Annotated in this window: 23 protein-coding genes; 14 read left to right on the top strand and 9 right to left on the bottom strand. The window is 64.0% G+C overall.

The window, feature by feature from the left end; translation table 11 throughout:
• Nucleotides 1-384: 384 nt before the first annotated feature.
• The 6 genes from astD (at nucleotide 385) to hglS (ending at nucleotide 7,752) form a co-directional block, all read left to right on the top strand.
• On the top strand, nucleotides 385-1,884 hold the full coding sequence (astD, locus tag ACS8Y6_RS01160; RefSeq protein ID WP_440848601.1) for a succinylglutamate-semialdehyde dehydrogenase: 1,500 nt from the start codon (nucleotides 385-387) through the stop codon (nucleotides 1,882-1,884).
• A gap of 124 nt (nucleotides 1,885-2,008) precedes the next feature.
• Nucleotides 2,009-2,902 carry a dihydrodipicolinate synthase family protein gene (locus ACS8Y6_RS01155; RefSeq protein ID WP_440848602.1) on the top strand — a complete coding sequence of 298 codons (894 nt, stop codon included), beginning with the start codon at nucleotides 2,009-2,011 and terminating at the stop codon, nucleotides 2,900-2,902.
• A gap of 13 nt (nucleotides 2,903-2,915) precedes the next feature.
• The gene (gene astB, locus ACS8Y6_RS01150; protein WP_440854830.1) at nucleotides 2,916-4,298 is read left to right on the top strand and encodes an N-succinylarginine dihydrolase; all 1,383 of its coding nucleotides are present in this window, start codon (nucleotides 2,916-2,918) and stop codon (nucleotides 4,296-4,298) included.
• Between the two features lie 211 nt (nucleotides 4,299-4,509).
• Nucleotides 4,510-5,757, top strand: a complete 1,248-nt coding sequence (locus tag ACS8Y6_RS01145) for an AGE family epimerase/isomerase (protein WP_440854829.1) — start codon at nucleotides 4,510-4,512, stop codon at nucleotides 5,755-5,757.
• Between the two features lie 42 nt (nucleotides 5,758-5,799).
• Nucleotides 5,800-6,147 carry a hypothetical protein gene (locus tag ACS8Y6_RS01140; protein ID WP_440854828.1) on the top strand — a complete coding sequence of 116 codons (348 nt, stop codon included), beginning with the start codon at nucleotides 5,800-5,802 and terminating at the stop codon, nucleotides 6,145-6,147.
• Nucleotides 6,148-6,360: 213 nt separating this feature from the next.
• Nucleotides 6,361-7,752 carry a 2-oxoadipate dioxygenase/decarboxylase HglS gene (gene hglS / locus ACS8Y6_RS01135; RefSeq protein ID WP_440854827.1) on the top strand — a complete coding sequence of 464 codons (1,392 nt, stop codon included), beginning with the start codon at nucleotides 6,361-6,363 and terminating at the stop codon, nucleotides 7,750-7,752.
• Nucleotides 7,753-8,021: 269 nt separating this feature from the next.
• On the opposite strand, the gene ACS8Y6_RS01130 is transcribed toward hglS, so the two are convergent.
• From ACS8Y6_RS01130 to ACS8Y6_RS01105, 6 genes are all read right to left on the bottom strand, one after another.
• Nucleotides 8,022-8,819, bottom strand: a complete 798-nt coding sequence (locus ACS8Y6_RS01130) for a transporter substrate-binding domain-containing protein (protein WP_440848614.1) — start codon at nucleotides 8,817-8,819, stop codon at nucleotides 8,022-8,024.
• 129 nt (nucleotides 8,820-8,948) lie between these two features.
• Nucleotides 8,949-9,674: an ABC transporter permease gene (locus tag ACS8Y6_RS01125; RefSeq protein WP_440848615.1), complete on the bottom strand. Its 726-nt coding sequence runs from the start codon at nucleotides 9,672-9,674 to the stop codon at nucleotides 8,949-8,951.
• Nucleotides 9,674-10,387, bottom strand: coding sequence for an ABC transporter permease (locus ACS8Y6_RS01120; RefSeq protein ID WP_440848616.1), 714 nt, complete (start codon nucleotides 10,385-10,387; stop codon nucleotides 9,674-9,676). The genes ACS8Y6_RS01125 and ACS8Y6_RS01120 overlap by 1 nt, the downstream gene beginning before the upstream one ends.
• A 23-nt stretch (nucleotides 10,388-10,410) precedes the next feature.
• Complete coding sequence (locus tag ACS8Y6_RS01115) at nucleotides 10,411-11,181, bottom strand: ABC transporter ATP-binding protein (protein WP_440848617.1); 771 nt, start codon at nucleotides 11,179-11,181, stop codon at nucleotides 10,411-10,413.
• A gap of 66 nt (nucleotides 11,182-11,247) precedes the next feature.
• Entirely contained in the window at nucleotides 11,248-12,312 is a 1,065-nt protein-coding gene (locus ACS8Y6_RS01110; protein WP_440848618.1) for a succinylglutamate desuccinylase, read from the bottom strand.
• 50 nt (nucleotides 12,313-12,362) lie between these two features.
• Nucleotides 12,363-12,773, bottom strand: coding sequence for a DUF4112 domain-containing protein (locus tag ACS8Y6_RS01105; RefSeq protein WP_440848619.1), 411 nt, complete (start codon nucleotides 12,771-12,773; stop codon nucleotides 12,363-12,365).
• A 501-nt stretch (nucleotides 12,774-13,274) separates the two neighbouring features.
• Between ACS8Y6_RS01105 and ACS8Y6_RS01100 the strand changes: the two genes are divergently transcribed.
• On the top strand, nucleotides 13,275-13,964 hold the full coding sequence (locus ACS8Y6_RS01100) for an FFLEELY motif protein (protein WP_440848620.1): 690 nt from the start codon (nucleotides 13,275-13,277) through the stop codon (nucleotides 13,962-13,964).
• Between the two features lie 14 nt (nucleotides 13,965-13,978).
• Here ACS8Y6_RS01100 and ACS8Y6_RS01095 read toward each other — a convergent pair whose 3' ends face one another.
• Together ACS8Y6_RS01095 and ACS8Y6_RS01090 are read right to left on the bottom strand one after the other, a co-directional pair.
• Complete coding sequence (locus ACS8Y6_RS01095; protein ID WP_440848621.1) at nucleotides 13,979-15,088, bottom strand: ABC transporter ATP-binding protein; 1,110 nt, start codon at nucleotides 15,086-15,088, stop codon at nucleotides 13,979-13,981.
• A 16-nt stretch (nucleotides 15,089-15,104) separates the two neighbouring features.
• Entirely contained in the window at nucleotides 15,105-16,016 is a 912-nt protein-coding gene (locus ACS8Y6_RS01090) for an IclR family transcriptional regulator (protein ID WP_440854826.1), read from the bottom strand.
• Here ACS8Y6_RS01090 and ACS8Y6_RS01085 point away from each other — a divergent pair.
• The 6 genes from ACS8Y6_RS01085 to ACS8Y6_RS01060 all read left to right on the top strand — a co-directional run bounded on the left by ACS8Y6_RS01085 (nucleotide 16,000) and on the right by ACS8Y6_RS01060 (nucleotide 23,496).
• Nucleotides 16,000-16,899 (top strand): carbohydrate ABC transporter permease, encoded by a 900-nt coding sequence (locus ACS8Y6_RS01085; RefSeq protein WP_440848623.1) that lies wholly within the window; start codon nucleotides 16,000-16,002, stop codon nucleotides 16,897-16,899. The genes ACS8Y6_RS01090 and ACS8Y6_RS01085 overlap by 17 nt on opposite strands.
• A complete protein-coding gene (locus ACS8Y6_RS01080; protein WP_440848624.1) occupies nucleotides 16,899-17,750 on the top strand; it encodes a carbohydrate ABC transporter permease in 852 nt (283 codons plus the stop codon). The genes ACS8Y6_RS01085 and ACS8Y6_RS01080 overlap by 1 nt, the downstream gene beginning before the upstream one ends.
• Before the next feature lie 23 nt (nucleotides 17,751-17,773).
• Nucleotides 17,774-19,894, top strand: coding sequence for an alpha-galactosidase (locus ACS8Y6_RS01075; protein ID WP_440854825.1), 2,121 nt, complete (start codon nucleotides 17,774-17,776; stop codon nucleotides 19,892-19,894).
• 43 nt (nucleotides 19,895-19,937) lie between these two features.
• Entirely contained in the window at nucleotides 19,938-21,893 is a 1,956-nt protein-coding gene (locus ACS8Y6_RS01070) for a beta-galactosidase (RefSeq protein WP_440854935.1), read from the top strand.
• A gap of 55 nt (nucleotides 21,894-21,948) precedes the next feature.
• Nucleotides 21,949-23,181, top strand: coding sequence for an ABC transporter substrate-binding protein (locus tag ACS8Y6_RS01065; RefSeq protein WP_440848627.1), 1,233 nt, complete (start codon nucleotides 21,949-21,951; stop codon nucleotides 23,179-23,181).
• A 168-nt stretch (nucleotides 23,182-23,349) separates the two neighbouring features.
• A complete protein-coding gene (locus ACS8Y6_RS01060; protein WP_440848628.1) occupies nucleotides 23,350-23,496 on the top strand; it encodes a DUF3096 domain-containing protein in 147 nt (48 codons plus the stop codon).
• A gap of 51 nt (nucleotides 23,497-23,547) precedes the next feature.
• Here the strand turns inward: ACS8Y6_RS01060 and sufT are convergent, their stop codons facing one another.
• Nucleotides 23,548-24,099, bottom strand: a complete 552-nt coding sequence (gene sufT, locus ACS8Y6_RS01055; protein ID WP_109992714.1) for a putative Fe-S cluster assembly protein SufT — start codon at nucleotides 24,097-24,099, stop codon at nucleotides 23,548-23,550.
• Between the two features lie 198 nt (nucleotides 24,100-24,297).
• On the opposite strand from sufT, the gene ACS8Y6_RS01050 reads away from it, so the two are divergent.
• Nucleotides 24,298-24,669 carry a sirohydrochlorin chelatase gene (locus tag ACS8Y6_RS01050; protein ID WP_440848629.1) on the top strand — a complete coding sequence of 124 codons (372 nt, stop codon included), beginning with the start codon at nucleotides 24,298-24,300 and terminating at the stop codon, nucleotides 24,667-24,669.

Here is a 24,669-nt window from a genome sequence, read left to right as displayed (position 1 = left end):
CCCAAGGGCGGAATACAAACCCGTTACTCCCGGTTTCGGGTGGGTTTGCCTGTATTCCGTCCCGTTACACGGCGACGCAGGCGCGCAGCGGCGACGGGTGTCCGGCGCACTGCGCCGGTGCGGCCAGCCTGTCTGAGGGCCGCCAAAGCGGCCCGAGTTCTGGCCGCATCCCGTCGCCGCGAGCATCGGCGTGCACCGGCGCAAGCCGGCGCCGTGTCGGGTGCCCTTTTCTTGGTTCCTTCTTTTGGGCACGCAAAAGAAGGAACTCGCACTGCAGTGCGAAACTCAAGCCGTGCCACCCCCGTGGCTCGACACAATACGCCCGACTCGGAATGCTCGTCGTGCCGTACACCCGAATGATCTTCTGACCCGACCGGAGCCACCATGCCACTCCAAGCCAAACAACAACTATTCATCAACGGCGCCTGGCAGCCCGGCAACGGCATGCCCCTGAACAAGACCGACCCGATCGCGCACGCCACGCTCTGGCAGGCCAACGCCGCCGACGCCGATCAGGTCGGCGCGGCCATCGCCGCCGCGCGTGGCGCCTTTCCGGCCTGGGCGCGCCGTCCGTTCGAGGAACGCGTGGCCGTCGTCGAAGCCTTCGGCCGACAGCTCGAAGCCCACAAGGAAGACCTGGCGGCCTCCATCGCCCGCGAAACCGGCAAGCCGCTGTGGGAGGCCCGCACCGAAGTCGGCGCCATGATCGGCAAGATCGGCATCTCGCAGACCGCGTATCACGAACGCACCGGCGAACGCGCCAAGACGATCCCGGGCGGCCGGGCGGTGCTGCGCCATCGTCCGCACGGTGTGCTGGCCGTATTCGGGCCCTACAACTTCCCGGGCCACCTGCCCAACGGCCACATCGTGCCGGCGCTGCTGGCCGGCAATACGGTCGTGTTCAAACCGAGCGAACTCACCCCGGCCACCGCCGATCTCACGCTGCAGTGCTGGGAGGCCGCCGGCCTGCCGCAAGGCGTGATCAATCTGGTCCAGGGCGAGAAGGCCGTGGGCCAGGCGCTTGCGGGGCATGACGGCATCGACGGCCTGTTGTTCACCGGCTCGGCGGCCACCGGCCAATCGCTGCACAAGCAGTTCGGCGGCCGGGTGGACAAGATCCTGGCGCTGGAGCTGGGTGGCAACAATCCACTGGTGGTAGCCGAGGATGGCTACGACATTCCTGCGGCCGTGCTGACCATCATCCAGTCGGCCTATATTTCCGGCGGCCAGCGCTGCACCTGCGCGCGCCGCCTGCTCGTGCCCGAGGGCCAGGCCGGCGATGCGCTGATCGAAGCCCTCACGACCGCACTCGGCGATCTGCACGTGGGCGACCCGATGGACGAGACCCATCCGCCCTTCTACGGCGGGCTCGCGACCCCGGCCGCGGCCGAGAAACTGGTGGCCACCCAGGACGCTCTCGAAGCGCGCGGCGCCGTCGTGCGGGCGCGTACGAAGATCCTCAAGCCCGGCACCAGCCTGCTGTCGCCCGGACTGATCGATGTCACCGGCGTCGAGACCGCCGACGTCGAACACTTCGGCCCGCTGTTGACGATTCGCCGCACCAAAGATTGGGACGACGCCGTGGCCGAGGCCAACCACACGGCCTATGGCCTGGCCGCCGGCCTGATCGGCGGCGACGCGGCACTGTGGGAGGATTTCCGTCTGCGCATCCGTGCCGGCATCGTCAACTGGAACCGCCAGACCACCGGCGCGGCCTCCGATGCGCCCTTCGGCGGCATCGGCGACTCCGGCAACCATCGCCCGAGCGCCTACTACGCCGCCGACTACTGCGCCTGGCCGATGGCCTCGATGGAATCCGAGACCGTCGCGCTGCCGGAGAAGCTGCCGAACGGCGTGAACCTGTCGCGTATCGCCGCGCAATAGCCGATATGGCCCCCTTGCCGCCACGAGGACTCGGCTATCGGCCACGCGCGGGCGGCGCTTGGCGCCGCGTTGAGCGCCACTCTCAGAGCGGAGATTCGCCCATCCATTCCCGAAGGAGGCTTGCATGTTCACCGGTCTGAGCGCTTTTCCGCTGACGCCGATGCGCGCGGAGCAACTGGACGAACGCGCCTTTGTCGGCTTGGTCAAGCGGCTGGCGCAGGCCGGCGTCGACTCCATCGGCGCCCTGGGGTCGACCGGCAACTATGCCTACCTGACGCGCAGCCAGCGCGCGCGGATCGCACGGCTGGCCTGCGAACACAGCGGCGATGTTCCCGTGATCATCGGCATCGGCGCCCTGCGAACCGCCGACGTACTCGCTTGCGCCGAGGACGCACAGACCGCCGGCGCGCACGGTCTGCTGTTGCCGCCGATGTCGTATCAGCCGCTGCGCGAGTCGGAGGTGTTCGATCTTTACCGAACGGTCGCGGCATCAATATCGATACCGCTGTGTGTCTACGACAACCCGACCACGACGCGTTTCGAGTTCAGCGATCGGCTTTACGCGCGGATCGCCGAGCTGCCGCGGGTCCGCTCGATCAAGATTCCGGCCGTGCCGGGCCGCGCCGAGCAGGTGCGGGCTCGAATCGCGAATCTGCGCTCCGCTCTGCCGCCCGATGTGACCCTCGGAATAAGCGGCGACGCCTCGGCCGCCGCCGGTCTGAACGGCGGCTGCGATGCCTGGTATTCGGTCATCGGCGGCCTGTTCCCGGCCACCGCACAAGCGATTACGCGCGCGGCCCTGGACGGCAACGCGGCCGAGGCAAGCCGTCTCTCCGAGGCACTCGCCCCGCTGTGGACACTGTACGCGCGCCATGGCGGCAGCCTGCGTGTGATCGCCACCGCTGCGGAAGTGCTCGGTCGCGTTGCACCAGACAGCCTGCCGCTTCCGCTCCAGAGCCTGAGCGGCGCCGATCGACAGGCCGTCGAGACGGCGCTGCAGGCACTCAATCCATATTGATGGACACGCCGCAATGAACACATTCGCCCCGGACGCGACCCGCGAAGTCAATTTCGACGGCCTGGTTGGCCCCACCCACAACTACAGCGGCCTGGCCCACGGCAATATCGCCTCGGCCAGCCACCGCGGGCTGGTGTCCAACCCGCGCGAGGCCGCGCTGCAGGGCCTGGCCAAGATGAAAGCGCTGCACGATGCGGGCTTTGCCCAGGGTGTGCTGCCGCCGCAGCCGCGCCCGGCGATCGACATGCTGGCGCGGCTCGGTTTCACCGGCAGCCCGTCGCAAATGCTGGCCGCGGCTCAGGCGGCCGATCCGGCCATTGTGCGCGCGATTTCCTCGGCGGCGGCGATGTGGACCGCCAATGCGGCCACGATTACGCCGTCGTTCGATGCGCCGGATGGCCGCGTGCATTTCACCGCCGCCAATCTGCAATCCAGCTTTCATCGCGCGATCGAGGCGCCGACCACCGCCGCAGCACTGGCCGCCATCTTCGCCGACAACTCGCACTTCGCCCATCACCCGGCCTTGCCCGCCACGCCGGCCTTTGCCGACGAAGGCGCGGCCAACCACAGCCGCCTGTGCACCACCTACGACGCGCCCGGCGTGCATCTGTTCGTCTATGGCCGCGACGGGCTGGATCGCGGCGAGACCACTCAGCCTGGCGCGAAGCGCTTCACGGCGCGCCAGACGTGGGAAGCCAGCCAGGCCGTGGCGCGCCAGCACGGGCTGGGTGCTGGGCAGTGCGTATTCGCCCGGCAAAGTGCCGAGGCGATTGATGCCGGCGTGTTCCATAACGACGTGATCGCGGTCGGCAACGGGCCCGTGCTGCTCTACCACGAAACCGCCTTCGCCGATGAAGCCGGCGTGCTGGCCGAACTGCGCGAGAAGATGGGCCGACTCGGCGCGACGCTCTGCCCGGTGCGCGTCAGCCGGCAGGCCGTGTCGCTTGCCGATGCGGTGGCGACCTATTTGTTCAATTCCCAACTACTGACCCGCGCCGACGGCGCGATGGTCGTGATCGTGCCGGCCGAATGCCAACGCAACCGGGCGGTGGCCGCCGAGCTGGATCGCATCGTGGCGGATGAGGCCAACCCGATCGCCGAATACCGCGCCTACGACGTCAAGCAGAGCATGGACAACGGCGGCGGCCCGGCCTGCCTGCGCCTGCGGGTGGTGTTGTCGGCGGCCGAGCGGGCGGCGATGGCGCCCGCGGTCATGCTCGATGCGACGCGCCACACACAGCTGACCGAATGGGTCGAGCGCCACTATCGCGACCGGCTGGCCCCGGACGACCTCGCCGACCCCGCCCTGCTCGACGAAACCCGCGTCGCGCTGGATGAACTGACCCGTCTCCTCGGCCTGGGCTCGATCTACTCGTTCCAGACCGAAGGCGCCTGAGTGCGTTCGCCCGTATTCGCAGCCGCGTACACAGCACGCTCGCCGCTCCAAGCCGCTGGAGGATTCGCCCCTTTGATCGCCGGCCGGATCGGCCCCGTCGTTCCTGCGCGTCGGATTCATCGTTCTCGAGCGGGTGCGCGATCGTCAACGACTGGTCGGCGCGCCATACTGTGCACCCCAGCACCTTAGCGCTGTGATACAGGAGAGCGACTTGGCCGATAACCGCAACACGAACACTGCCCCCGGTGCCAGCCGCTGGAGTGACCGCGCCACCCACCGCCACTGGCTGGCGGCCGAAGGCCTGGACCTGCTGGAGTTCTATCGCGCGTCCTGCCGGGCCGGCGGCGGCTTCGGGCCGCTCGACGTCAATCGCGAACTGGCCTCCGATACGGCCGACACATTGATCACGGCCCGCATGACGCATTGCTATGCCCTGGCCACGCTCCAGGGGGTGCCCGGTGCGTCCACGCTCGCGCATCACGGCGTGGTCGCCCTCGCTGAACTGCTGCGCGACGACGCACACGGCGGCTGGTTCGCCGCCGAACCGACGCCCGGCTTCGACGATTCCAAGCAGTGCTATATCCATGTCTTCGTGGCCCTCGGCGCGGCCAGCGCCACGCGCGCGGGCATCGAGGGCGCCCGCGCCCTGCTCGACGATGTGCTCGCCGTGCTGGAATCCCGCTTCTGGTCGGCCGGTGAACAAGCCTACGTGGAAGCATATGCACGCGACTGGACCGGGCTTGCGGACTATCGCGGCGCCAATGCCAACATGCACGCGACCGAGATGTGCCTGGAACTGGCCGACGTGCTGGATGACAACAGCTGGCGCAAGCGCGCGCTGGCGATCGTCACACGCCTGATTCACAACGTGGCCGCCGACAACGGCTGGCGTGTGATCGAGCATTTCGATGCGAACTGGCGCATCGTGGCGGATTTCAACGCCGACAAGCCGGACGATGATTTCAAGCCGTTCGGCGCCACCCCGGGCCACGGCTGTGAATGGGCGCGCCTGTTGCTGCATCTGGAAGCCGGCCTCGGCGCCAAGGCGCCCGACTGGCTGGCCCACGACGCCGCGCAACTGTTCGACAAGGCCATGGCCGAGGGCTGGGAGGCTGACGGCAATCCCGGCATGGTCTACACCGTCGACTGGGACGGCGCCGCCTGTTCACGCCGGCGGCGTCACTGGACCCACGCCGAGGCCGCCGCCGCTGCCGCCGCGCTGGGCGCGCGCACCGGCGAGGCCCGTTTCGAGATCTGGTACCGGCGGCTCTGGGATTTCATCCGCGATGTGTATATCGACGACGATCGCGGCAGTTGGCTGCAGGAACTGGACGGCGAACTCGGCCTCGATCGCGACGATGGTCATCTCAAGGCCGATCTGTATCATGCGTATCAGGCCACGCTGCTGCCGCGTTTGCCGCTCGCGCCGACCCTGGCCGTGGCGGTCGATACGCTCTGAACCGGACACACGACCTCACCCTTATAACGCTGAAACCGGCTTATGTCCGACCGCGATCCGAACGATCCCCGAACCCAGCGCGGCAGCCAGCGGCTGCCGCGCTGGGCCGGCTATCTGCTCATTGCCGCCGATGTCGTTCCCCGGCCGCTGTTTCTGACCTGCTGGCTGGCCACGCTCTTTGCGCTGTGGATGACACTGCCGACCGATTCGATCTGGATTCAGGTGGCCGTGCTGCTCATCGCCTCGATCGCAACATTGGCGGCGGTCACGCGCGCCGCCGCCACCCAGGCCGGCGAGCGCGGCGCGCTCGGCGCCTATGTCGCCCGGCTGGCCGCCACGACGTCACTCGGGCGTTGTCTGACCGATTTTCTCGGCGGGCGGCGCGACTGATCCAAAATTGGGCGCAGGATTGAAGTGCCGCCCAGACGTCTCATTGTCGCCTCGAATCGCGCCTGGCAAGGCGCGAGCCGCCGGTACGTGAGTGTCCCGGCCAGGACGAGCAACACCGCCGGTCGCGCTGTGCCTCACCCCGCGGCAATGTCAGACTAGGCGCACGATCTGGCTCTTTGCGCCAGGCGCGCAATGGCTTACCCGGAGTGCTCCATGCCCGCTCATTCGTTCGTATCCGCGGCCTCGATCCGAGACCGTTTCGCTTCGGCGATGTCGACCATGTACCAGAACGAGGTACCGCAGTACGGCACGCTACTGAAGCTCGTGGCCGATATCAACGAGCGCACGCTGGCGGATAATCCTGCCCTGGCCCGGCAGATGGCCGCGGCCAACGATCTGGCTCGGCTGTCGGTCGAGCGCCACGGCGCGATTCGTGTCGGCACGGCCGAAGAACTTGGCATGCTGAGCCGCCTGTTCGCGGTGATGGGTATGGCGCCGGTCGGCTACTACGACCTGGCGGCGGCCGGGGTGCCGGTGCATTCGACGGCGTTCCGGCCGATCGAGACCGAGACCCTGGCGATCAATCCGTTCCGGCTGTTCACGTCGTTGCTGCGGCTCGATCTGATCGAGGATGACAATCTACGCCAACGCGCCGCCGATATTCTCGCCGTGCGCGATATCTTCACGCCGCGCGTACGCGAACTGATCGCGCGTTTCGAAGCCGAAGGCGGGCTCACCGAGGCCGAAGCCGACACATTCGTCGCCGAGGCGATTGAGACCTTTCGTTGGCACGAAGACGCCACGGTCGATTACGCGACCTACGAGGCGCTGGCATCGGAACACAAGCTCATCGCCGACGTGGTCTGTTTCCGCGGCCCGCATATCAATCATCTGACACCGCGTACGCTGGATATCGACGCCGCGCAGGCGGCCATGCCGGAATACGGCATCACGCCGAAGGCCGTCATCGAAGGCCCGCCCCGGCGCGACGTGCCCATCCTGCTGCGCCAGACCAGTTTCAAGGCGCTGGAGGAGTCGATCCGCTTCGCGGGCGACACCGAAGGCCGACATACCGCGCGCTTCGGCGAAATCGAGCAACGTGGCGTGGCGCTCACGCCCGACGGGCGTGCGTTGTACGATCGGCTGCTGACCGCCGCCCAAACCTACAAGCGCGACGCCAATGACGACTACCAGGCCGCGCTGCACGGCATATTCGAGGAGTTTCCGGACGATCTCGATACGTTGCGTCGGCGCGAGCTGGCTTACTTCCGTTACCAAGCTGCCGGCGAATCGCTGATTGATGCCAGTGCGCCCGCCGACGACGACAGCGCCATCGAAGCCCTCCTGGCCTCGGGGCATGTCGTGGCCCACCCGATCGTCTACGAGGATTTCCTGCCGGTGAGCGCGGCGGGCATCTTCCAGTCCAACCTCGGCAGCGACGAGGCCGGCGAAGGCACGGCCGCCGCCAGCCAGCAGGAACTCGAGGCGGCCCTGGGCCAACCCATCATCGACCCGTTCGCGCTGTATGCCCGGATCGAGGCAGACTCGAAGCGCGCGGCGCTGGATATGCTGATGGGCCTTGCACCGCAAAACAGGCCGGCCTGAGCGGGCTTGGTCGCCCGCCGCGAACCCGACAAAAGCAGTCCGCAAATGGACGCGAATAACGCAAATGGAGCGGCGTGTCGTGCGCGGGCAGATTCCGGTGCTTTTGGGCCGCCGGCCGACTGACGCAGAGCGCGCCACGCCCGGCATTGCGCAATCTTGTTTAATTTGCGTTTCTTGCGTTCATTTGCGGACTCGTCTTCCCGATCCGACACAAAAAAGCGCGCCGGGTTATCCCGGCGCGCTGTCTGAGCCAGCTGGACGCGCTCGCGTTATTCGTCCTTGGCGGGCGGCGCCTTGTGGAAGTACTTCTTGTAGATCCTGGCGTAGGTGCCGTTGTCCCTGACGGCCTTGAGCGCCTTGTCGAACTTCTTGGCCAGGCCCTGCTCGTTCTTGCGGAACGCGATACCGAAACCGTCGCCGAAGTATTTCTTCGGGCCGGTCAGGTCAGCCCCGGCCTGGCGATATTTATCCGGATGCGGATCGATCAGCGTGCTCTGCCCGGTGATCTGGTCGAAGAACGCGGCATCGAGGCGGCCGGCGGACATGTCGACGGCGACGTCGTCGGCGTTCTGATAACGCTTGATGATGGCGATATTGCCGTATTTGTCGGTGACGTAGTTGTCCTGGACCGTGCCACGCTGCACGCCGATCTTCTTGCCCTTGAGCGTCGCGGCGTCGATCTTGTGCAGCGAGCTACCGGTCGGCACAAAGAACGCGGACGGCACCACGATGTAGGGCGTCGAGAACAGCACGTGCTTCTTGCGTGCGTCGTTGATGGTCATCGACGACATGATGGCGTCGTACTTGCGCGCCATCAGGCCCGGAATGATGCCGTTCCAGTCCTGCTGCACCCAGCTGCAGTGCAGACCGGCCTGCTTGCACAGGGCATTGCCCAGGTCGATGTCGAAGCCGGTGAGCGTACCGTCCGGCTTGGTGTATTCCATCGGCTTGTAGGGCACATTGGTGGCGATGCGCACGTTGTCGCCCGCGGCACTCGCGGTCGTGGCGATACCGGCGCCCAGTGCCACGCTCGCGGCCAGCACGGATACGGTAAGCAGTTTTTTCATGATCGATTCGGTCCTCGTGAATGGGTGCGGCCGGAAGCGACGAGCGCCGCCGACACGACGCGTGGATTGAACCACGGATGTCGCACCGTGAACATGCACAAAACGTGCTATGTCGATGGCTTTCCTCCCTCAGGCCGGCTTGAGATGCCGCAGCAGGCGCTTCTCGGCCAGCCGGAATCCGCCCTGGATGGCGAAGCTCAAAACCATGTAGACACAGGCCACGAATATGAAGGCCGGGAACGGCGAGTAGAAACGGGCATAGACATAGTAGGCCGCGCCGGTCAGATCGGTGATGGTCACCGCCGAGGCGATCGAGCTGGCATGCAGCATGAAGATTACCTCGTTGCCATAGGCCGGTAGCGCGCGCCGGAACGCCGACGGCAGCACGATCCGCCGGTAGCAGGTGAACGTCGACATGCCGTAAGCGCGAGCGGCTTCGATCTCGCCGCGTGGCGTGGCCCGGATCGCGCCGTAAAAGATTTCCGTGGTGTACGCGCCGGTATTGAGCGCAAACGATAACAACGCCGGGTACAACGGGTTGTCGATGAAGAACGCGAACCAGCTCTGCTGCACACCGGGTATGAAGGCAAAACCGTAATACGCGATGTAGAGCTGGATCAGCAGCGGCGTGCCACGAAACACATAGGTGTAGACCCAGATCGGCCCGGATATCCAGATCCGGTTCGAGGCCCGGCCGATCGACAACGGCACCGCCAGCACGATGCCGACGAGCAGCGAAATAAAGACCAGTTGCACCGTGCTGACCAGGCCTTGCCAGTACTGTGCGAACGTCGCCGGGGTGAAGATGTCGTTGTGCGACAAAAACGGGGCGACATGCGCGAGCCACTGTTCCATCACACCCCCTTCCTGGACGTATTGAAGCCGGCGTCGTAACGCCGGCGCAGCCAGCCGACGAACAGCTCGGAGACACTGGTGATGGCCAGGTAGCCCATCCCCACCGGTACCATGAACAGAAACGGCTCGTGCGTGGCCTTGGTCGCCTGGTCGGCGATGCGCACCATATCCGACAGGCCGATGATCGAAACCAGTGCAGTGGCCTTGAGCAACACCATCCAGTTGTTGTTGATGCCCGGCAGGGCGTGGCGCATCATCAACGGAAAGCGCACGCGCCGGAACGCCAGCCAGCCGCTCATGCCGTACGCCCGCGCGGCCTCCATCTGACCGGCGTCGACCGCGAGGAAAGCACCGCGGAATGTTTCCGACATGTACGCGCCGTAGATCACGCCCAATGTGATCACGCCGGCCACGAAGGCGTTCACGTTGACGAAGATGTCGGTACCGAGCCAGGCGTTGATCTGGTCCATCGCCACATTCACGCCGATCTGGCCGCCATAGAACAGCAGCATCATCATCACCAGATCGGGCACGCCGCGAATGACCGTGGTGTAAAGCAACGCCAGACCGCGCAGGACACGCGAGCGAGAGAGTTTCACGCTGGCCACCACCAGCCCGATCACCAGCGCCAGTACCAGCGAAAGCAGCGCCAGCTCAGCGGTGAGCGCCGCGCCGCCGAGCAGGCGCCAGCCGTAACCCTGAAAATCGATCATCGCCAGTGTCCTGTCCTGGGGTATTAGAAGCGCGGACCGAGGAACTGTCGCAGTCGCGGCGAGTTCGGATTTTCCAGAACATCACCCGGCTTGCCGGCCTCTTCCACGCGCCCCTGGTGCAGATAGATCACCTGCGACGACACGTCGCGGGCGAAATCCATCTCGTGGGTGACCACCACCATGGTCCGGCCCTCGTCGGCCAGTCCCCGCATCACCTTGAGCACATCGCCGACCAGCTCGGGATCGAGCGCCGAGGTTGGTTCGTCGAACAACATGACCTCCGGGTCCATCGCCAGCGCGCGGGCGATCGCGCCGCGCTGTTGCTGGCCGCCGGACAGCTGGGCCGGAAAATACTCGGCTCGCTCGGCCAGGCCCACCCGTTCGAGCAACGCCATGCCCTGCTCGCGCGCGTCCTTTTTCGACTTGCCCAGCACATGCACGGGCGCCTCGATGACGTTGCCGATCAACGTCATGTGCGCCCATAGGTTGAAGCCCTGGAACACCATCGACAGCTTGGCGCGAATACGCTCGACCTGCTTCCAGTCGGCCGGCTCGCGCTCACCGCGCCTGGTCTGAAACGCCACCGGCTCGCCGTGCACGACGATATCGCCGGCATTGGGGATCTCGAGCAGATTCATGCAGCGCAGGAACGTGCTCTTGCCCGAGCCCGAGGCGCCGATCAACGAGATCACGTCGCCCTCGTGCGCCTCCAGTGAAAGACCTTCGAGTACCGGATTGTCGTTGAAGCTCTTGTGCAGGTCTCGAACGACCAGCGGTATCGCGTTATCGGCCATGCGCGTTCAGTCGCCCTCGCAAAACGGCAAACGAAATAGCCTAGCAGGCACGTGATCACAACGACATCACGCATCCGTCGTAGCAGGGGCCGGCACCGGTCGGGCCAGCAACGCAGCGCGGGCACCGCGTTCCACATTCGCGTTGGGGAACACGATATACACCGGCGCATCGGCAACGATCGTCACGCCGGCCTCGCGGTCCCGGGCAATCACGGACCCGACGTCAAACGGCGTGAAATTGGCTATATCGTCGCCGAACCCCAGCGAAAAATCTTCGCTGACGCGACGCAGCTCGTCGATTACATGGAAGAACACCAGCCTCTGTGGCGACGCTTCCGCCGCGACCTCGCCCGCCACGCGCGCGCCCAGCCAATCGGCCATCGGCGTCAGTGCCGTGATGTCGTTGGCGCCAAAGGGGGCCACCCGGCCGAGTTCGAGCGTGAAGGCGACGACCCTGTGCCGGGCGCGGCTGTAATGCGAGAAGGTGGGGCTCGCCACATGCTGGGACAGCACCGCCTGCAGCCCGGCGGCGGCGAGCGCGCGCCAGACCGGCGCCGGGGTCTCGACGGCGGCGAACGGCTCGACCGCGAACCGCGGATAACGACTGGCCCGGATCGCGGTGTGCATATCCAGATGCAATGGCGTCCCGCGTTGGCCGCCGGCCGAGGCTCCGGTGGCGTGGGTGGTCCAGAACGCATCGAGCGCATCCATCAACTCGCGGGCGCGCCGATGTTCACGGCTCTCGCCCGCGGCGGCGGGGCGCTCGAACAGCCGATTGAGATTGGTATCGAGATAACGGGTACCGGCCGCGATCGCGGCCGGATGGCCGACCACGAGCAGTACCGGCGCGCCGACCGTTAGACAGCCATGATCCAGGTCACCGGCCAGATCCAGCAGCAACTCCAGCGGTGCGGTTTCGTTGCCGTGTATGCCGGCAGAGATGACCGTGGCCGCGGCATCGGCGACCGGCGTCATCGGCACCAGCTCGACGATCCCCGGGCCGCGATCGATGACGCGGTCGCCGCCGGGCAGCTCGATGGTATGGAACGGGACGGGCCGGTCGGCCATGGCGGCACAGAGCATATCGCGCAGACGTCGCGGCGAACCGTTTGTCGGGTGATCCGAAGTCATACCCCTCCCTTGAACATGGCACGGCAAAGCCGGGCCGGGCTCCTGATCCGTCAATGATCGGCGCTGACGCCCCGGGCGCCGTTCGATTCCGCGGTGACATGCACCAACCAGCGTTCGATAAGCGCCTGATTACGGCGATTCGCCTTGTATGTCATGTCGAACAGATCGCCGGCGACCGGAATCAGACCGACCGCGAAATCGACGCCCACGTGGCTACCCATGCGGATCAACAAACGCTTCGGCGCGCCCAGACGCACGGCCTCGCCGATGGTCAGGCTGGACAGGAGCAGCCCGGAAAAATCGCCGACGACCGGCAGGAGGCCGATGAGACCGTCGATACCGACGCGCTTGCCGATCATCGGCACACGCCAGGCGTCGTCGAGCCAGTACGCCAGCTTGCGGATACGCACCAGGCTGGCGCGACGCCTGGCCTGCAGATCGGCATTGGCGTGATCGGGCATGGGCCGGTATGAATAGACAGAAAATTCGCAAGTCATCCGCAGTATACGGGAACGATCGCCAGGGCCCCCGCGTCGCGCTCGTGCACCGTGCACAATCGTCAATGCCGGCCGCTGTGATAGCGGGGCCGAAACCCGGACAGTGCAAGCCGGCGTTGTCGCGCACTGGCGTAGACTCGATACCCGGCGCCCCGGCCAGGAGCCTGCCACCCCGCCCGGCGCGGCGCGGCGCGGGCCACATTCACAGCCCCTGGACCGGCTGCGGCAGCGCGGCTGTTCGGACAACGACAGATGAGAGATGAATGTATTCAGGCATGATTGGCCCGGCTTTTCCGAGCCCATCGAGACCGATCGCCAGGGCGTCCGGACCGCTCTGTATGTAGCGCGCGAGACGCCGCCCGAGGCCGCCGCGCCACCCTCGCTGGCATGCGTGACCGCCGGTGGCCACGGGCCGTCTCCGGCCGGTCTGGCGGGCCCGCTCATGCGGCGCGTGACGAGGCGACCATGAGCGCCGCCCCCCGTCCGCTCGGCGAAGCGCTGGCCGCCCTGCGCGACGCCCGCGGCGCGATCGCGAAACGGCGCGATCCATTGTTCCACCAGCGCCTGGCCGAATTGCGGCACTGGCAATCGGACCGGGTCGCGGCCTTTCATGCCGAGCGCGTCGCCGCCTATGACGGTGATGCCCTGCTCGAGTTTCTCACGCGTCGTTTTTATCGCGATGCCGATTGGTCGGAGCTGATCGGGCGGCCGGAAAAAGTCGCACGCGCGGTCGACCGGATCGTCGACCGCGACCGCCCGCTGGTGATCACCATCGAACTCCAGGCCGCGGCGGAAAGCCTCGACACCGCGATGACCGACGCGCTGCTGGCCGACAACGCCAGCCTCAACCCGCACAGCTATGTGCGCGCGCTGCGCCGGGTCGGCCGGCGCGACGACCGGCTGCAGCAGATTCTGTGGCTGGAGGAACTGGTGGATCTGGTTGCCGACTATGCCGACAACCGCGCCGCGTGGTGGGCCTTCAAACTGGCCCGCGCGCCGGCCCGCACCTTCGGTCTCGGCCGAACCTACGATCTGCTGGCCGAGGGTTACGCCGCCATGCGCGCCACCACCGATCTCAAGGCCGGCACGCGCGAAGTGATCGCCGCCCAGCGCGCGCGGCTCGAACGGCTCATGGGTTACGAGCTGGTCGATTGATATCCCTGCCAAACTCAGCCCGTAAGCGCCCTGCCCTGATCGTCGAACAGATGGCAATCGTCGGCTGAGAACGTTACCTGAACCGTGTCGCCGGGCTGAGCCTTCGTGTAGGCATCGGCCTGAACCACGAACCGCTCGGAGCCGCCATATTCGCAGTAGAGATAGGTCACGTTGCCCAAACGCTCGGTGACTTTGACCGGAATGTTCAGGATCGCATCTCCATGCGTACCTTCGTGCAGATGCTCGGGGCGGATGCCGAGCTTGATTCCTGTGTCTACGGCCAGTTTCTCGCTAGAGGGCAGCGGAATATTAAAGCTCGCTGGTGCAGCGGTATCGTGCTCTGCGTTCGCAAGGACAAGTTCTATGTTCCCTTCAACAGCTTTTTTGACGGTGGTGTCGATAAAATTCATGCGCGGCGAGCCGATGAAACCGGCAACAAACGCATTGCTCGGCCGCTCATAGATCTCGAGCGGGGAACCGACCTGCTGGACGTTGCCATCACGCAGCACCACGATCTTATCGGCCATCGTCATCGCCTCGACCTGATCGTGGGTGACGTAGATCATCGTGGTTTCAAGCTGGCGATGCAGTTCCTGCAACTGCACGCGCATCTCTACGCGCAGTTCGGCATCCAGGTTCGACAGCGGCTCGTCGAACAGAAAAACCTGCGGTTCCCGAACGATGGCCCGCCCGATAGCCACGCGCTGGCGCTGCCCACCCGACAACTGCTTCGGCTTGCGATCAAGCAGTTTCTCCAGCTGAAGGATGCCTGCGGCTTTTTCGACCTGCGCGCGAACCTCTTTCTTGTTCACCCGCGCCATGCGCAACCCGAAACCCATATTCTGTTCGACCGTCATATGCGGATAGAGCGCGTACGATTGGAATACCATGGCAATACTACGATCGGCCGAATCAACCGTATTGACGCGTTCGTTGCCGATATACAAATCGCCGTCGGTGATGTCTTCTAGCCCGGCGATGAGTCGCAGCAGCGTGGTCTTGCCGCAGCCCGACGGACCAACAAAGACCACGAACTCTCCGTGCCGAATGTCCATATCCACGCCGTGGATGGTTTCCACGTCGCCGAATCGCTTGACTATGCCGCGCATCGCTATATCGGCCATTTTTTAAGTCTCCCTGTTAATGCAAAAGGCTGTAGCGATTCGCGATGCGGCCAGCCGCCGCGATCACGAGCGGCGCGATGGATTCCATGAGCCTGGGGGCCATGCGCATCGAGGGCGCGGTGATACTCACCCCGCCCACAACATCGCCGCTTCGGTCGACGATTGCCGCCGCGACGCAGCGCACGCCCGGCTCGTGCTCTTCCATGTCGTACGCGCAACCTTGCTCGCGAATCGCGTCGAGTTCGGTCTGCAGCGCCTTGCGATCAGTGATCGTATGGGCCGTATGGCCAATCAGCTCCTGGGTGTCGAGCAGCTCGTCGAGCCGTTCCGGTTTGAGGCTCGCCAAAATCGCTTTGCCGATGCCGGTGCAATACAGCGGCCCGCGCTTGCCGACTGCGGAATACAAGCGCAGCGCGCTGGAGCTGTCCCGCTTGTCGATGTAAACCATGGTGTCGCCGTCGAAAGCTGCCAGATGAACTGTCTCGCCAGTCTGCTCGGCCAGCCAATCCACATCCGCGCTCGCGACCGAACGCAGATCCGATGAAAGCCAAGACTCATGCGCGAGTTCAAGCAGCCTCAGACCCGGGCGGTACGTCTGAGTAGACTTGTCGAATGTGATCAGTCTTTCGGCCGCCAGTGCGCGCAAAAGGCGATGCAGTGTCGCCCGAGGGTGCCCCGACCGATTCAGAAGATCGGTGAAACGCGGCGGCACCGCCGTACTCTCGGCAATGAGATCGAGCAGAGAAATCGCCTTATGAAATAAGGACATCGTGTTGGCATCCGGAGCATTCGAAAGGACCTTGACAGCTTCACGCTGTGCCGCTAGCTTAATTTGAAACAAAGTTCCGAATAATGGAACTATAGTCGTAGAGAGCCGGTCGGGTACAACGGCCGCTTCAGGAGGAGACAACGTGTCATCAAAGGCCACGGTGGCGCCCCGCCAACCGCTTGTCAGACGCGGCGCACTAGCACCGTATCTGTTCGTGGCGCCCGCTTTTGTGTTCTTCGCCATCTGGGTGATATACCCAATCATCCAGAGCTTCATCGTGAGCTTTTATCAGTGGAATGGCTTCGGGGCGGGTCATTTCATCGGTTTCGGCAACTATCGTGAGCTCTTTACCTCGGACCAATTCTGGACCTCGCTGGAAAACAACATCCTGTGGCTGGTGTTGTTCATGCTGGCGCCTCCGCTCGGCCTGCTGATCGCACTGTTTCTCAATCAGAATATCCTCGGAATCCGGCTCGCCAAATCGCTGTTCTTTTTCCCCTTTGTCTTATCCCAGGTCGTGATCGGCCTGGTTTTTTCATGGTTCTATCAACCTGACGGCGGCCTGATAAACGCTTTTCTTGGCCTATTCGGCGTGCCGCCGGTTGCGGTGTTGTCGAGTCCGACGCTGGTGAATTTCGGCATCATCGCGGCCGGGCTTTGGCCGCAGATTGCCTATTGCATGATCATCTATCTGACCGGTCTTAACAGCGTGAATCCGGAACAGATCGAGGCGGCCCGGCTGGAAGGCGCCAAAGGTCTGCGCCTGCTCTGGCACGTGATCCTTCCGCAGTTGCGCGCCGCGACCTTCATCGCGGTAGTCATCACGGTTATCGGCGCGCTGCGCAGCTTTGACCTGATCTCGATCATGACGCAGGGCGGGCCATTCAACAGTTCCAGCGTGCTGGCCTGGTTCATGTATCAGGAATCTATCACCAACTATCGCGAAGGCTACGGTGCCGCGATAGCCGTGATTCTGTTCCTGATCATGAGCGTGTTCATTGGCTTCTTCCTGTGGCGCATCTTAAAGGACCGGATTCGCTGATGTTCCCAAAACCGATACAAAAACAATCGCGTGCAGTCCAGATCGGCTATCGCATCGCGGTACCCGTGGTGCTGCTGCTCTGGCTACTGCCATTGATCGCGGTGTTTCTCACATCGATGCGTTCGCTGGCCGACATCAACGCCGGTAACTACTGGGGCGTACCCACCCAGATCACGCTGGTACACAACTTCGCCGAAGTCTTCCAGCAGACACCGATGCTGCGCTATCTGATCAACAGCCTGATCATCACCATCCCGTCGGTAATTGGCGCGATCGCACTGGCCACGGTGGCCGGCTTTGCGCTCGCCAAGTATCGTTTTCGCGGCAGCGTGTTCCTTTTCGCGCTGTTTGTTGGCGGCAACTTCGTGCCGTATCAGATTTTGATGGTGCCAGTACGTAACTTCTCGCTCGCGATCGGCCTTTACAACACCTACTGGGCGCTGATCCTTTTCTATATCGCGTTCCAGAGCGGGTTCTGCGTGTTCTTTATGCGCAATTTCATCGCCGAATTGCCGGACGATCTACTGGAGGTCGCGCGTACCGAGGGCGTCAGTGAATTCAAGATCTTCATCCATATCGTACTGCCGCTGGTGCGCCCTGCGCTCGCCGCACTCTCGGTACTGATCTTCACCTACGTATGGAACGACTATTTCTGGGCGCTGGTGCTGGTTCAGAGCGACAGCGTACGGCCCGTCACCACCGCTCTACAGTCATTGCAGGGCCATTTCACCGCGTCCTGGCAGTTGGTTTCGGCGGCCGCTCTGATCGCCGCAATGCCGCCGGCCGTGCTGTTCTTCGCCATGCAGCGTCATTTCGTGGCCGGGTTAACGCTCGGCGCGAGCAAGGGCTAGGCGCTCAAACAAAGCACGCCATCATGACTCGACTCGACTCGGCCACCACCACGCTGATCATCGACGACGGCATCGTCGGACTGCCGCGCGTTGCCTACTGGGGCAAACGACTGCAAAGCGACATCAGCCAAGCCATGCTGGCGGCCGATCGCTCACGGGCCCTGCCGCAAGGCGGACTAGACGACGACGTCGCTCTGTCGTTGTTACCGGAAGCCGGCGCCGGTTTCATGGGCCATCCTGGCATCGCCGGTTCACGCGGCGGATACGAGTGGCTGACCCGCTTCGAGACCGACGCGATCGAAAAACAGTGCAATACCCTGGTGATCATCGCCCGCGACGATGTTGCTGCGCTTGGGCTTACCATCGAACTGACGCTCGACGACGAGTGCGGTGTGCTCACCAGCGCCGTCGAGCTTGTCAATAACGGCGACGCGCCCTATACCGTCGACTGGCTCGCCGCTCTGGCCTGCCCGCTGCCGGCGCGCGTGGACGAACTGCTGACGTTCGAAGGGCGATGGAGCCGCGAATTCCAGACCCGTCGACAGTCCTGGCCAGACCAGGCATTGACTGGCGACAACCGTACTGGGCGCACGTCGCACCACAGTTTTCCGGGGCTGATTGCTGGCACAGCCCATTTCGGCGAACAGGCCGGCGAGGTGTTCGGCTTTCATCTCGGCTGGAGCGGCAATCACCGCTGGCTGGCAGAGCGCCTGCGCGACGGTCGACGTCAGGTTCAGTTGGGCGAGTTGCTGCTTCCCGGCGAAATTGTGCTCGAACCCGGCGCGCGCTATAAAACGCCGGTGGCGTACGCAGCGTGGTCCGGAACGGGACTCTCGGGCATGGCCAACGCCTGGCATCGGTTTGTGCGCAGGAGGATCCTGCCAAGCGCGACGCAAACGCCCCGTCCGGTGCACGCCAACACGTGGGAAGCCTTCTATTTCGATCATCAGCCGGCGCGCCTCATGGCGTTCGCGGATCGCGCCGCCGCGCTCGGCTGCGAGCGCTTCGTACTCGACGACGGCTGGTTCCGCGGCCGCGACGACGATCGCCGCGCGCTGGGCGACTGGACCGTTGACGCCGGCAAATACCCGGACGGCCTCGCGCCGCTGGCCCAGCACGTCAACGCACTGGGCATGCAGTTCGGATTATGGGTCGAACCGGAAATGGTCAATCCCAATTCAGATCTGTTCCGCGCCCATCCCGACTGGATCCTCGCTACGCCGGGTTACCGCCAGCCGATCGGCCGGCATCAGTACGTGCTCGATCTGGCGCGGCCCGAGGTTCGCGCGTATCTGTTCGAGCATCTCGACGCATTGCTTTCGAACCTGCCGATCGCGTATCTGAAATGGGATATGAACCGCGATCTGACTCAGCCGGGCCACGCGGGCCGGCCGGCAGTGCATGCCCAGACCCGCGCGGTCTATGAACTGATCGATCGAATTCGCACCGCGCATCCGACGCTCGAGATCGAATCCTGCGCCTCGGGTGGGGCCCGCGCCGATTTCGGCATCCTGCAGCGCACCGATCGTGTCTGGACATCCGACTGCAACGACGGCATCGAGCGTCAGAGCATTCACGACGGCTTTCGCCTGTTCTTTCCGCCCGAGATCATGGGCGCACACATCGGGCCCAACCCGTCGCACACCACGGGCCGCGTCATCGAATTCGATTTTCAGGGCGCGACCGCGCTATTCGGCCATTTCGGTCTGGAACTCGACGTCACCGCCCTGAACGAACAGGAGGCGGACGATATCGCGGCGTGGATCAGAGTCTATAAGGATTGGCGCGCTCATCTGCACGGCGGCCACCCGGTCCGGCTGGACGTCGACGAGTCCGGCGTGATCGCACACGGCATCATCACGCCGGACGGTAACCGCGCGCTTTATGCTTACGCCCGGCTCGCCTCGGCCCGTGATCCGGTACCGCCCCCGCTCCGCCTGACCGGCCTGGCGCCTGATCGACATTATCGCGTGCGCTTGCTCGACCACCCGAGGCGCAAGGATTTCGGCATGCGAACCATGCCCGACGCACTCAACGAGAACGGGCATACATTCACCGGCGAATGGCTGGAGCGCTGCGGAATCCAGATACCGATCGTAGCGCCGCAGCAGGCGCTGCTGATCGCCGCAGACGCCGTGCACTAACCCTATGAACCAGAAAATGACAACCGACGCCGCCGAACGCCGGATGACGCTAGGCGTTTGCTACTACCCGGAACACTGGCCGGAAACTCAGTGGGCAGTAGATGCCCGTGAGATGCGGGCCGTCGGCATAAGCCGCGTGCGCATCGCCGAATTCGCCTGGTCTCTAATCGAACCGGCACCCGGCCAATTTGACTGGGGCTGGCTGGATCGCGCGGTCGAGACTTTGGCCGACGCCGGCCTGGACCTCATCATGTGCACGCCGACCGCCACCCCACCGCGCTGGTTGATCCGCCGTCATCCAGACATCCTGGCGGTCGGCGCCGACGGGCATACCCGCGGATTTGGCTCGCGTCGACACTACTGCTTTTCCAGCCCGGCCTATCGCGCCGAGAGCCGGCGCATCAGCGCTGCCGTAGCCCAGCGCTACGGCGCGCATCCGGCGGTCATCGCCTGGCAGACGGATAACGAATATGGCTGCCACGATACCGTGGTTAGCTATTCGCAAGCTGCAGCCCAGGCATTTCGCGAGTGGCTCGCCGACCGCTACGGCACGATCGATACGCTCAATGCGGCCTGGGGCACGATTTTCTGGAGCCAAGTCTACGACTCGTTTGACGATATCGATCCGCCGATTGCTGCCGTCACTGAGCCCAATCCCGCGCAGTGCGTAGATTTTCGGCGCTTCTCCTCCGACCAGGTCGTGGCTTTCAATCGGGAGCAGGTCGATATCCTGCGCGCTCATTCACCGGGGCGCACCGTGCTGCACAACGGCATGGGCTTCTATACCGGCTACGATCATCATGCCCTCGGCCGCGACCTGGACGCCTTTTCCTGGGATAGCTATCCGCTCGGCTTTCTCGACGTCGGACCCTGGGACGAGGCCACGAAACGCCGCTACATGCGGACCGGCCACCCGGATATGGCCGCGTTTCATCACGACCTCTATCGCAGCGTCGGCCACGGCCGGTTCTGGGTCATGGAACAGCAGCCGGGGCCGGTGAACTGGGCCACCCACAATCCCGCGCCATTAGCCGGCATGGTGCGACTGTGGAGCTGGGAGGCTTTTGCCCACGGCGCCGAAACAGTCTCTTATTTCCGCTGGCGCCAAGCCCCCTTCGCACAGGAGCAATGGCATACCGGCCTCTATCGGCCCGACGGCACGGCCGATGTGGCGCGTGACGAAGCCGCACGTGTAGCAGCCGAAATCGGGACAATCGGCGAGCTGACTCATGATCGGGCGCCAGTCGCGCTGATCTTCGATTACCAAGCCTGCTGGATGCTCGACACGCAGCCACAGGGCGCCAACTTCGATTACTGGCAACTCGCCTTCACCTTCTACGCCGGCCTGCGCCGGCTTGGGCTCGACGTGGATATCGTCGCCACCGATACCGATCTGTCGAACTACGCGCTCGTGGTAATTCCCAGCCTGCCCTTCGTCAGCGAGACCGCGCGCAAGGCCATCGAAAGCTATGCCGGGCCGACGCTGATCGGCCCACGCAGCGGCTCGCGAACCGGGACTTTTCACACACCGGACACACTCGCCCCGGGGGTGCTTCAGGACATACTGCCGCTACGCGTCGTGCGCGCCGAATCGTTTCGGCCCGGTTGGTCGGAAGCCGTTTCCGGATCGGATTATCACGGGAATATCGAACGCTGGCTCGAGCAGGTCGAAAGCAATCTTGCGCCCGAGGCACACTTGGCCGACGGGCGTGGCGTGGTCTACGCGTATGGTCAACGGCGTTATCTCGCGGGCTGGCCGGATCAAACACTCTGCGAGCTATTGTTAGCGCATATGGCGCGCGAGGCCGGGCTGGCCCCGCAGCATCTGCCCGATGGCCTTCGTATCCGTCGTCGGGCCAATCATGTTTTCGCCTTCAATTTCGGGCCACGGGCCCTGACAGCACCCGCACCGCCCGACGCGGAATTCGTTGTCGGTCAGCGCCAGATCGCGCCGGCTGATCTCGCCATCTGGCGGGCCCCCGATACTACCGGTTTTTAGCGCTCAACCATTTTCAGCTCCAAACCAATAGAAACAGAATACTAGGAGGAGACTCATGAAAAAACTACGTCAATGTATTGCGGTGCTCGGCCTGTGCGCTGCAGCCCTGCCGGCCGCCCAGGCCGCCACGCCGCTCGTCATCAATTCGGGGCTAAGCAATCCGGCCTCACAAAAGGCCTTTGCCGAGATCGTGGCGGATTTCAACAAGAGCCATCCGAATATCCAGGCCAAGGTCAATGTGTACGATCACGAGGCCGAGAAAACAGCGATCCGCAACTGGCTGGTGGCGAATCCGCCGGATCTCGTTTACTGGTATCCAGGCACGCGCATGCAGCTGTTCGTCAAGAACCACTTGTTTGCGGACATGTCCGATCTTTGGAACCAGATCGATTTCAAGAACAAGGTTTCGCCGGCGGTCACCGAACAGCTGACGTATAACGGCAAGCAGTGGGGCATGCCGTACACCTATTACATGTGGGGCATCTACTACCGCAAGGATATTTTCCAGAAATACGGCATTCAACCGCCCAAGACCTGGGACGAACTGCTAAAGGCCTCCGCAACGCTTAAAAAGAATGGCGTCAAGCCCTTCGCGCTAGGTGACAAGGAACTCTGGCCGGCCGCCGCCTGGTTCGATTATCTGGATATGCGGATCAACGGCTACGCTTTCCACGAGAGACTCTGTCACGGCGAAATTCCCTATACGGATCCGCGCGTGAAGAATGTCTTCGAACACTGGGCTACGCTGATCAAGAAGGGCTACTATACCGACGATCCGACGTCGTATCGCTGGCAGGGCGCCATGCGTTTTCTGTTGAACGGCAAAGCCGGCATGTTCCTGATCGGTTCATTCTTCCAGCAGAACATTCCGCAGAATCAGCGCTCCGAGATTGGCTTCGTACGGTTCCCGGAAATAAATCCGAAGGTCGCGATGGGTGAGGACGCGCCGATCGACATGCTGGCGATTCCGGAGCGCGCCGAGCACAAGAAGGCTGCTAAGACGTTCCTCGCCTTCCTAGTCAAACCAGACAACCAGACCCGGCTCAATGAAGCCCTGGGACAGCTACCGGTGGTGAAGGCCGCGAAGCCGCCAGAGAATGCGATTTTGAAGCAGCAGTTCAATATCATGAAGACGGTTCAACACACGGCCCAGTTCTACGACCGGGACAACAAGCCCGAAATGGCCAAGTTCGGCATGAGCCAGTTCCAGCGCTTCCTGGCCTATCCGGATCAGCTGGACTCGATCCTCAAAAAGCTTGAGCAGGAGCGTAAGCGCGTCTATCAGTAAGGCGTCGATCGCCAATTTATGGGCGCCGATCATCGGGATCGGCGCCGTCTTCCTGGAGCATGCCCACCTTTAGCCTGGCGGCATCGCTCATCAGTTCCATGTTCCACACGGCGGGTCGAACACGAGTCCAACGTCGACCTTCGCCACGATTAGCAACATCCAAATCTTATGACGATAACCATCAGCAGTGGCCATCTCGCGCCCATCATTTCCCTGGTCGCCGGCGTGGGGATCCTGCTCGCACCGCGCCTGCTCAGCTACATTGTGGCTGCGTATCTGATCGTGATCGGCGTGCTAGGGATCGTCCACTTCTAGACCGCGGACAGAACATTCGCCCCAGCCCCGTTTGGATGCAGCCCGGGCCGGCTAGAGCATGCCGACCTGGAGCTTGGCGGCGTCGCTCATCATTTCCATGCTCCAGGGCGGATCGAAGACCATTTCCACGTTCACCCGGACCACGGTCGGTACCATCTTCACCTTGGCGCGCACGTCGTCGACCAGGATGTCGCCCATCCCGCAACCCGGTGCGGTGAGCGTCATGTCGATATCGACCACGCGATTATCCGGGTCGCTGTGGTCGAATTCACAGCGATAGACCAGGCCGAGATCGACCAGATTGATCGGAATCTCCGGATCGAACACGGTCTGCATCTGTTCCCAGACCATCGCCTCGACGTCCTCGGCGGTGGCGTTGTCCGGCAACTTGAGCGGCTCCGGCATTTCCTTGCCGATGGCGTCGGCGTTCTCGCCCGCGATGCGGATGAGATTGCCGGCGATATAGACGGTGAACGAGCCACCCAGCGCCTGGGTGACGTTGCCGTGCGTTCCCACCGGAATCTCGACGGTGTCGCCGGCCGGGATGAGCACGGCCTCGCAGTCGCGCGTGAAAGTCACGGGTTCGTTCTGGGGCATTGACATGTCGAACCTCGCCGAAATCGGCGGCGTTTGTCGATCGGGCCGGTATTCTATCAACTCGACCAAACGATGGCTTGCCCGCCCGTTCGGCGCGGCCCGATCCCACCGCCAGACCGGGCCGCGTCTGGTAGCATCAAGCCGTCGTGAAACGGGTCGATGCTGAATGAGTGTTCGACAACTCGCATTACCGGGAATCACTGTATGACAAACGCTTTGCTCGTGGTGGCCCACGGCAGCCGCCGGGCCGAATCCAACGATGAGGTCCGCAGCCTGACCGACCGGGTCCGGACCACTGCCGGTGATCGCTTCGCGGCGATCGAGTGTGCCTTCCTGGAGCTGGCGCCGCCGAGCATTCCCGACGGACTGGAAAAGCTGATCCAGGACGGTGCCACGCATGTCACGGTCCTGCCGTATTTCCTGGCGGCCGGGCGCCATGTGGCCGAGGACATTCCGGCCGACGTCGCGCAGACCCGTGCCGCGCATCCGGACGTCACGATCGAGATCGCGCCCTATCTGGGCACCTCGGACGCCATGCCCGGACTGTTGCTGGATACGATCGACACCGCGGGCTGA

Origin of the sequence: Salinisphaera sp. RV14 (assembly GCF_052044135.1) — a bacterium.
GTDB lineage: Bacteria > Pseudomonadota > Gammaproteobacteria > Nevskiales > Salinisphaeraceae > Salinisphaera.
Note: the sequence above shows the minus strand (reverse complement) of the source record. Positions and strands in the feature narration are given on the sequence as shown.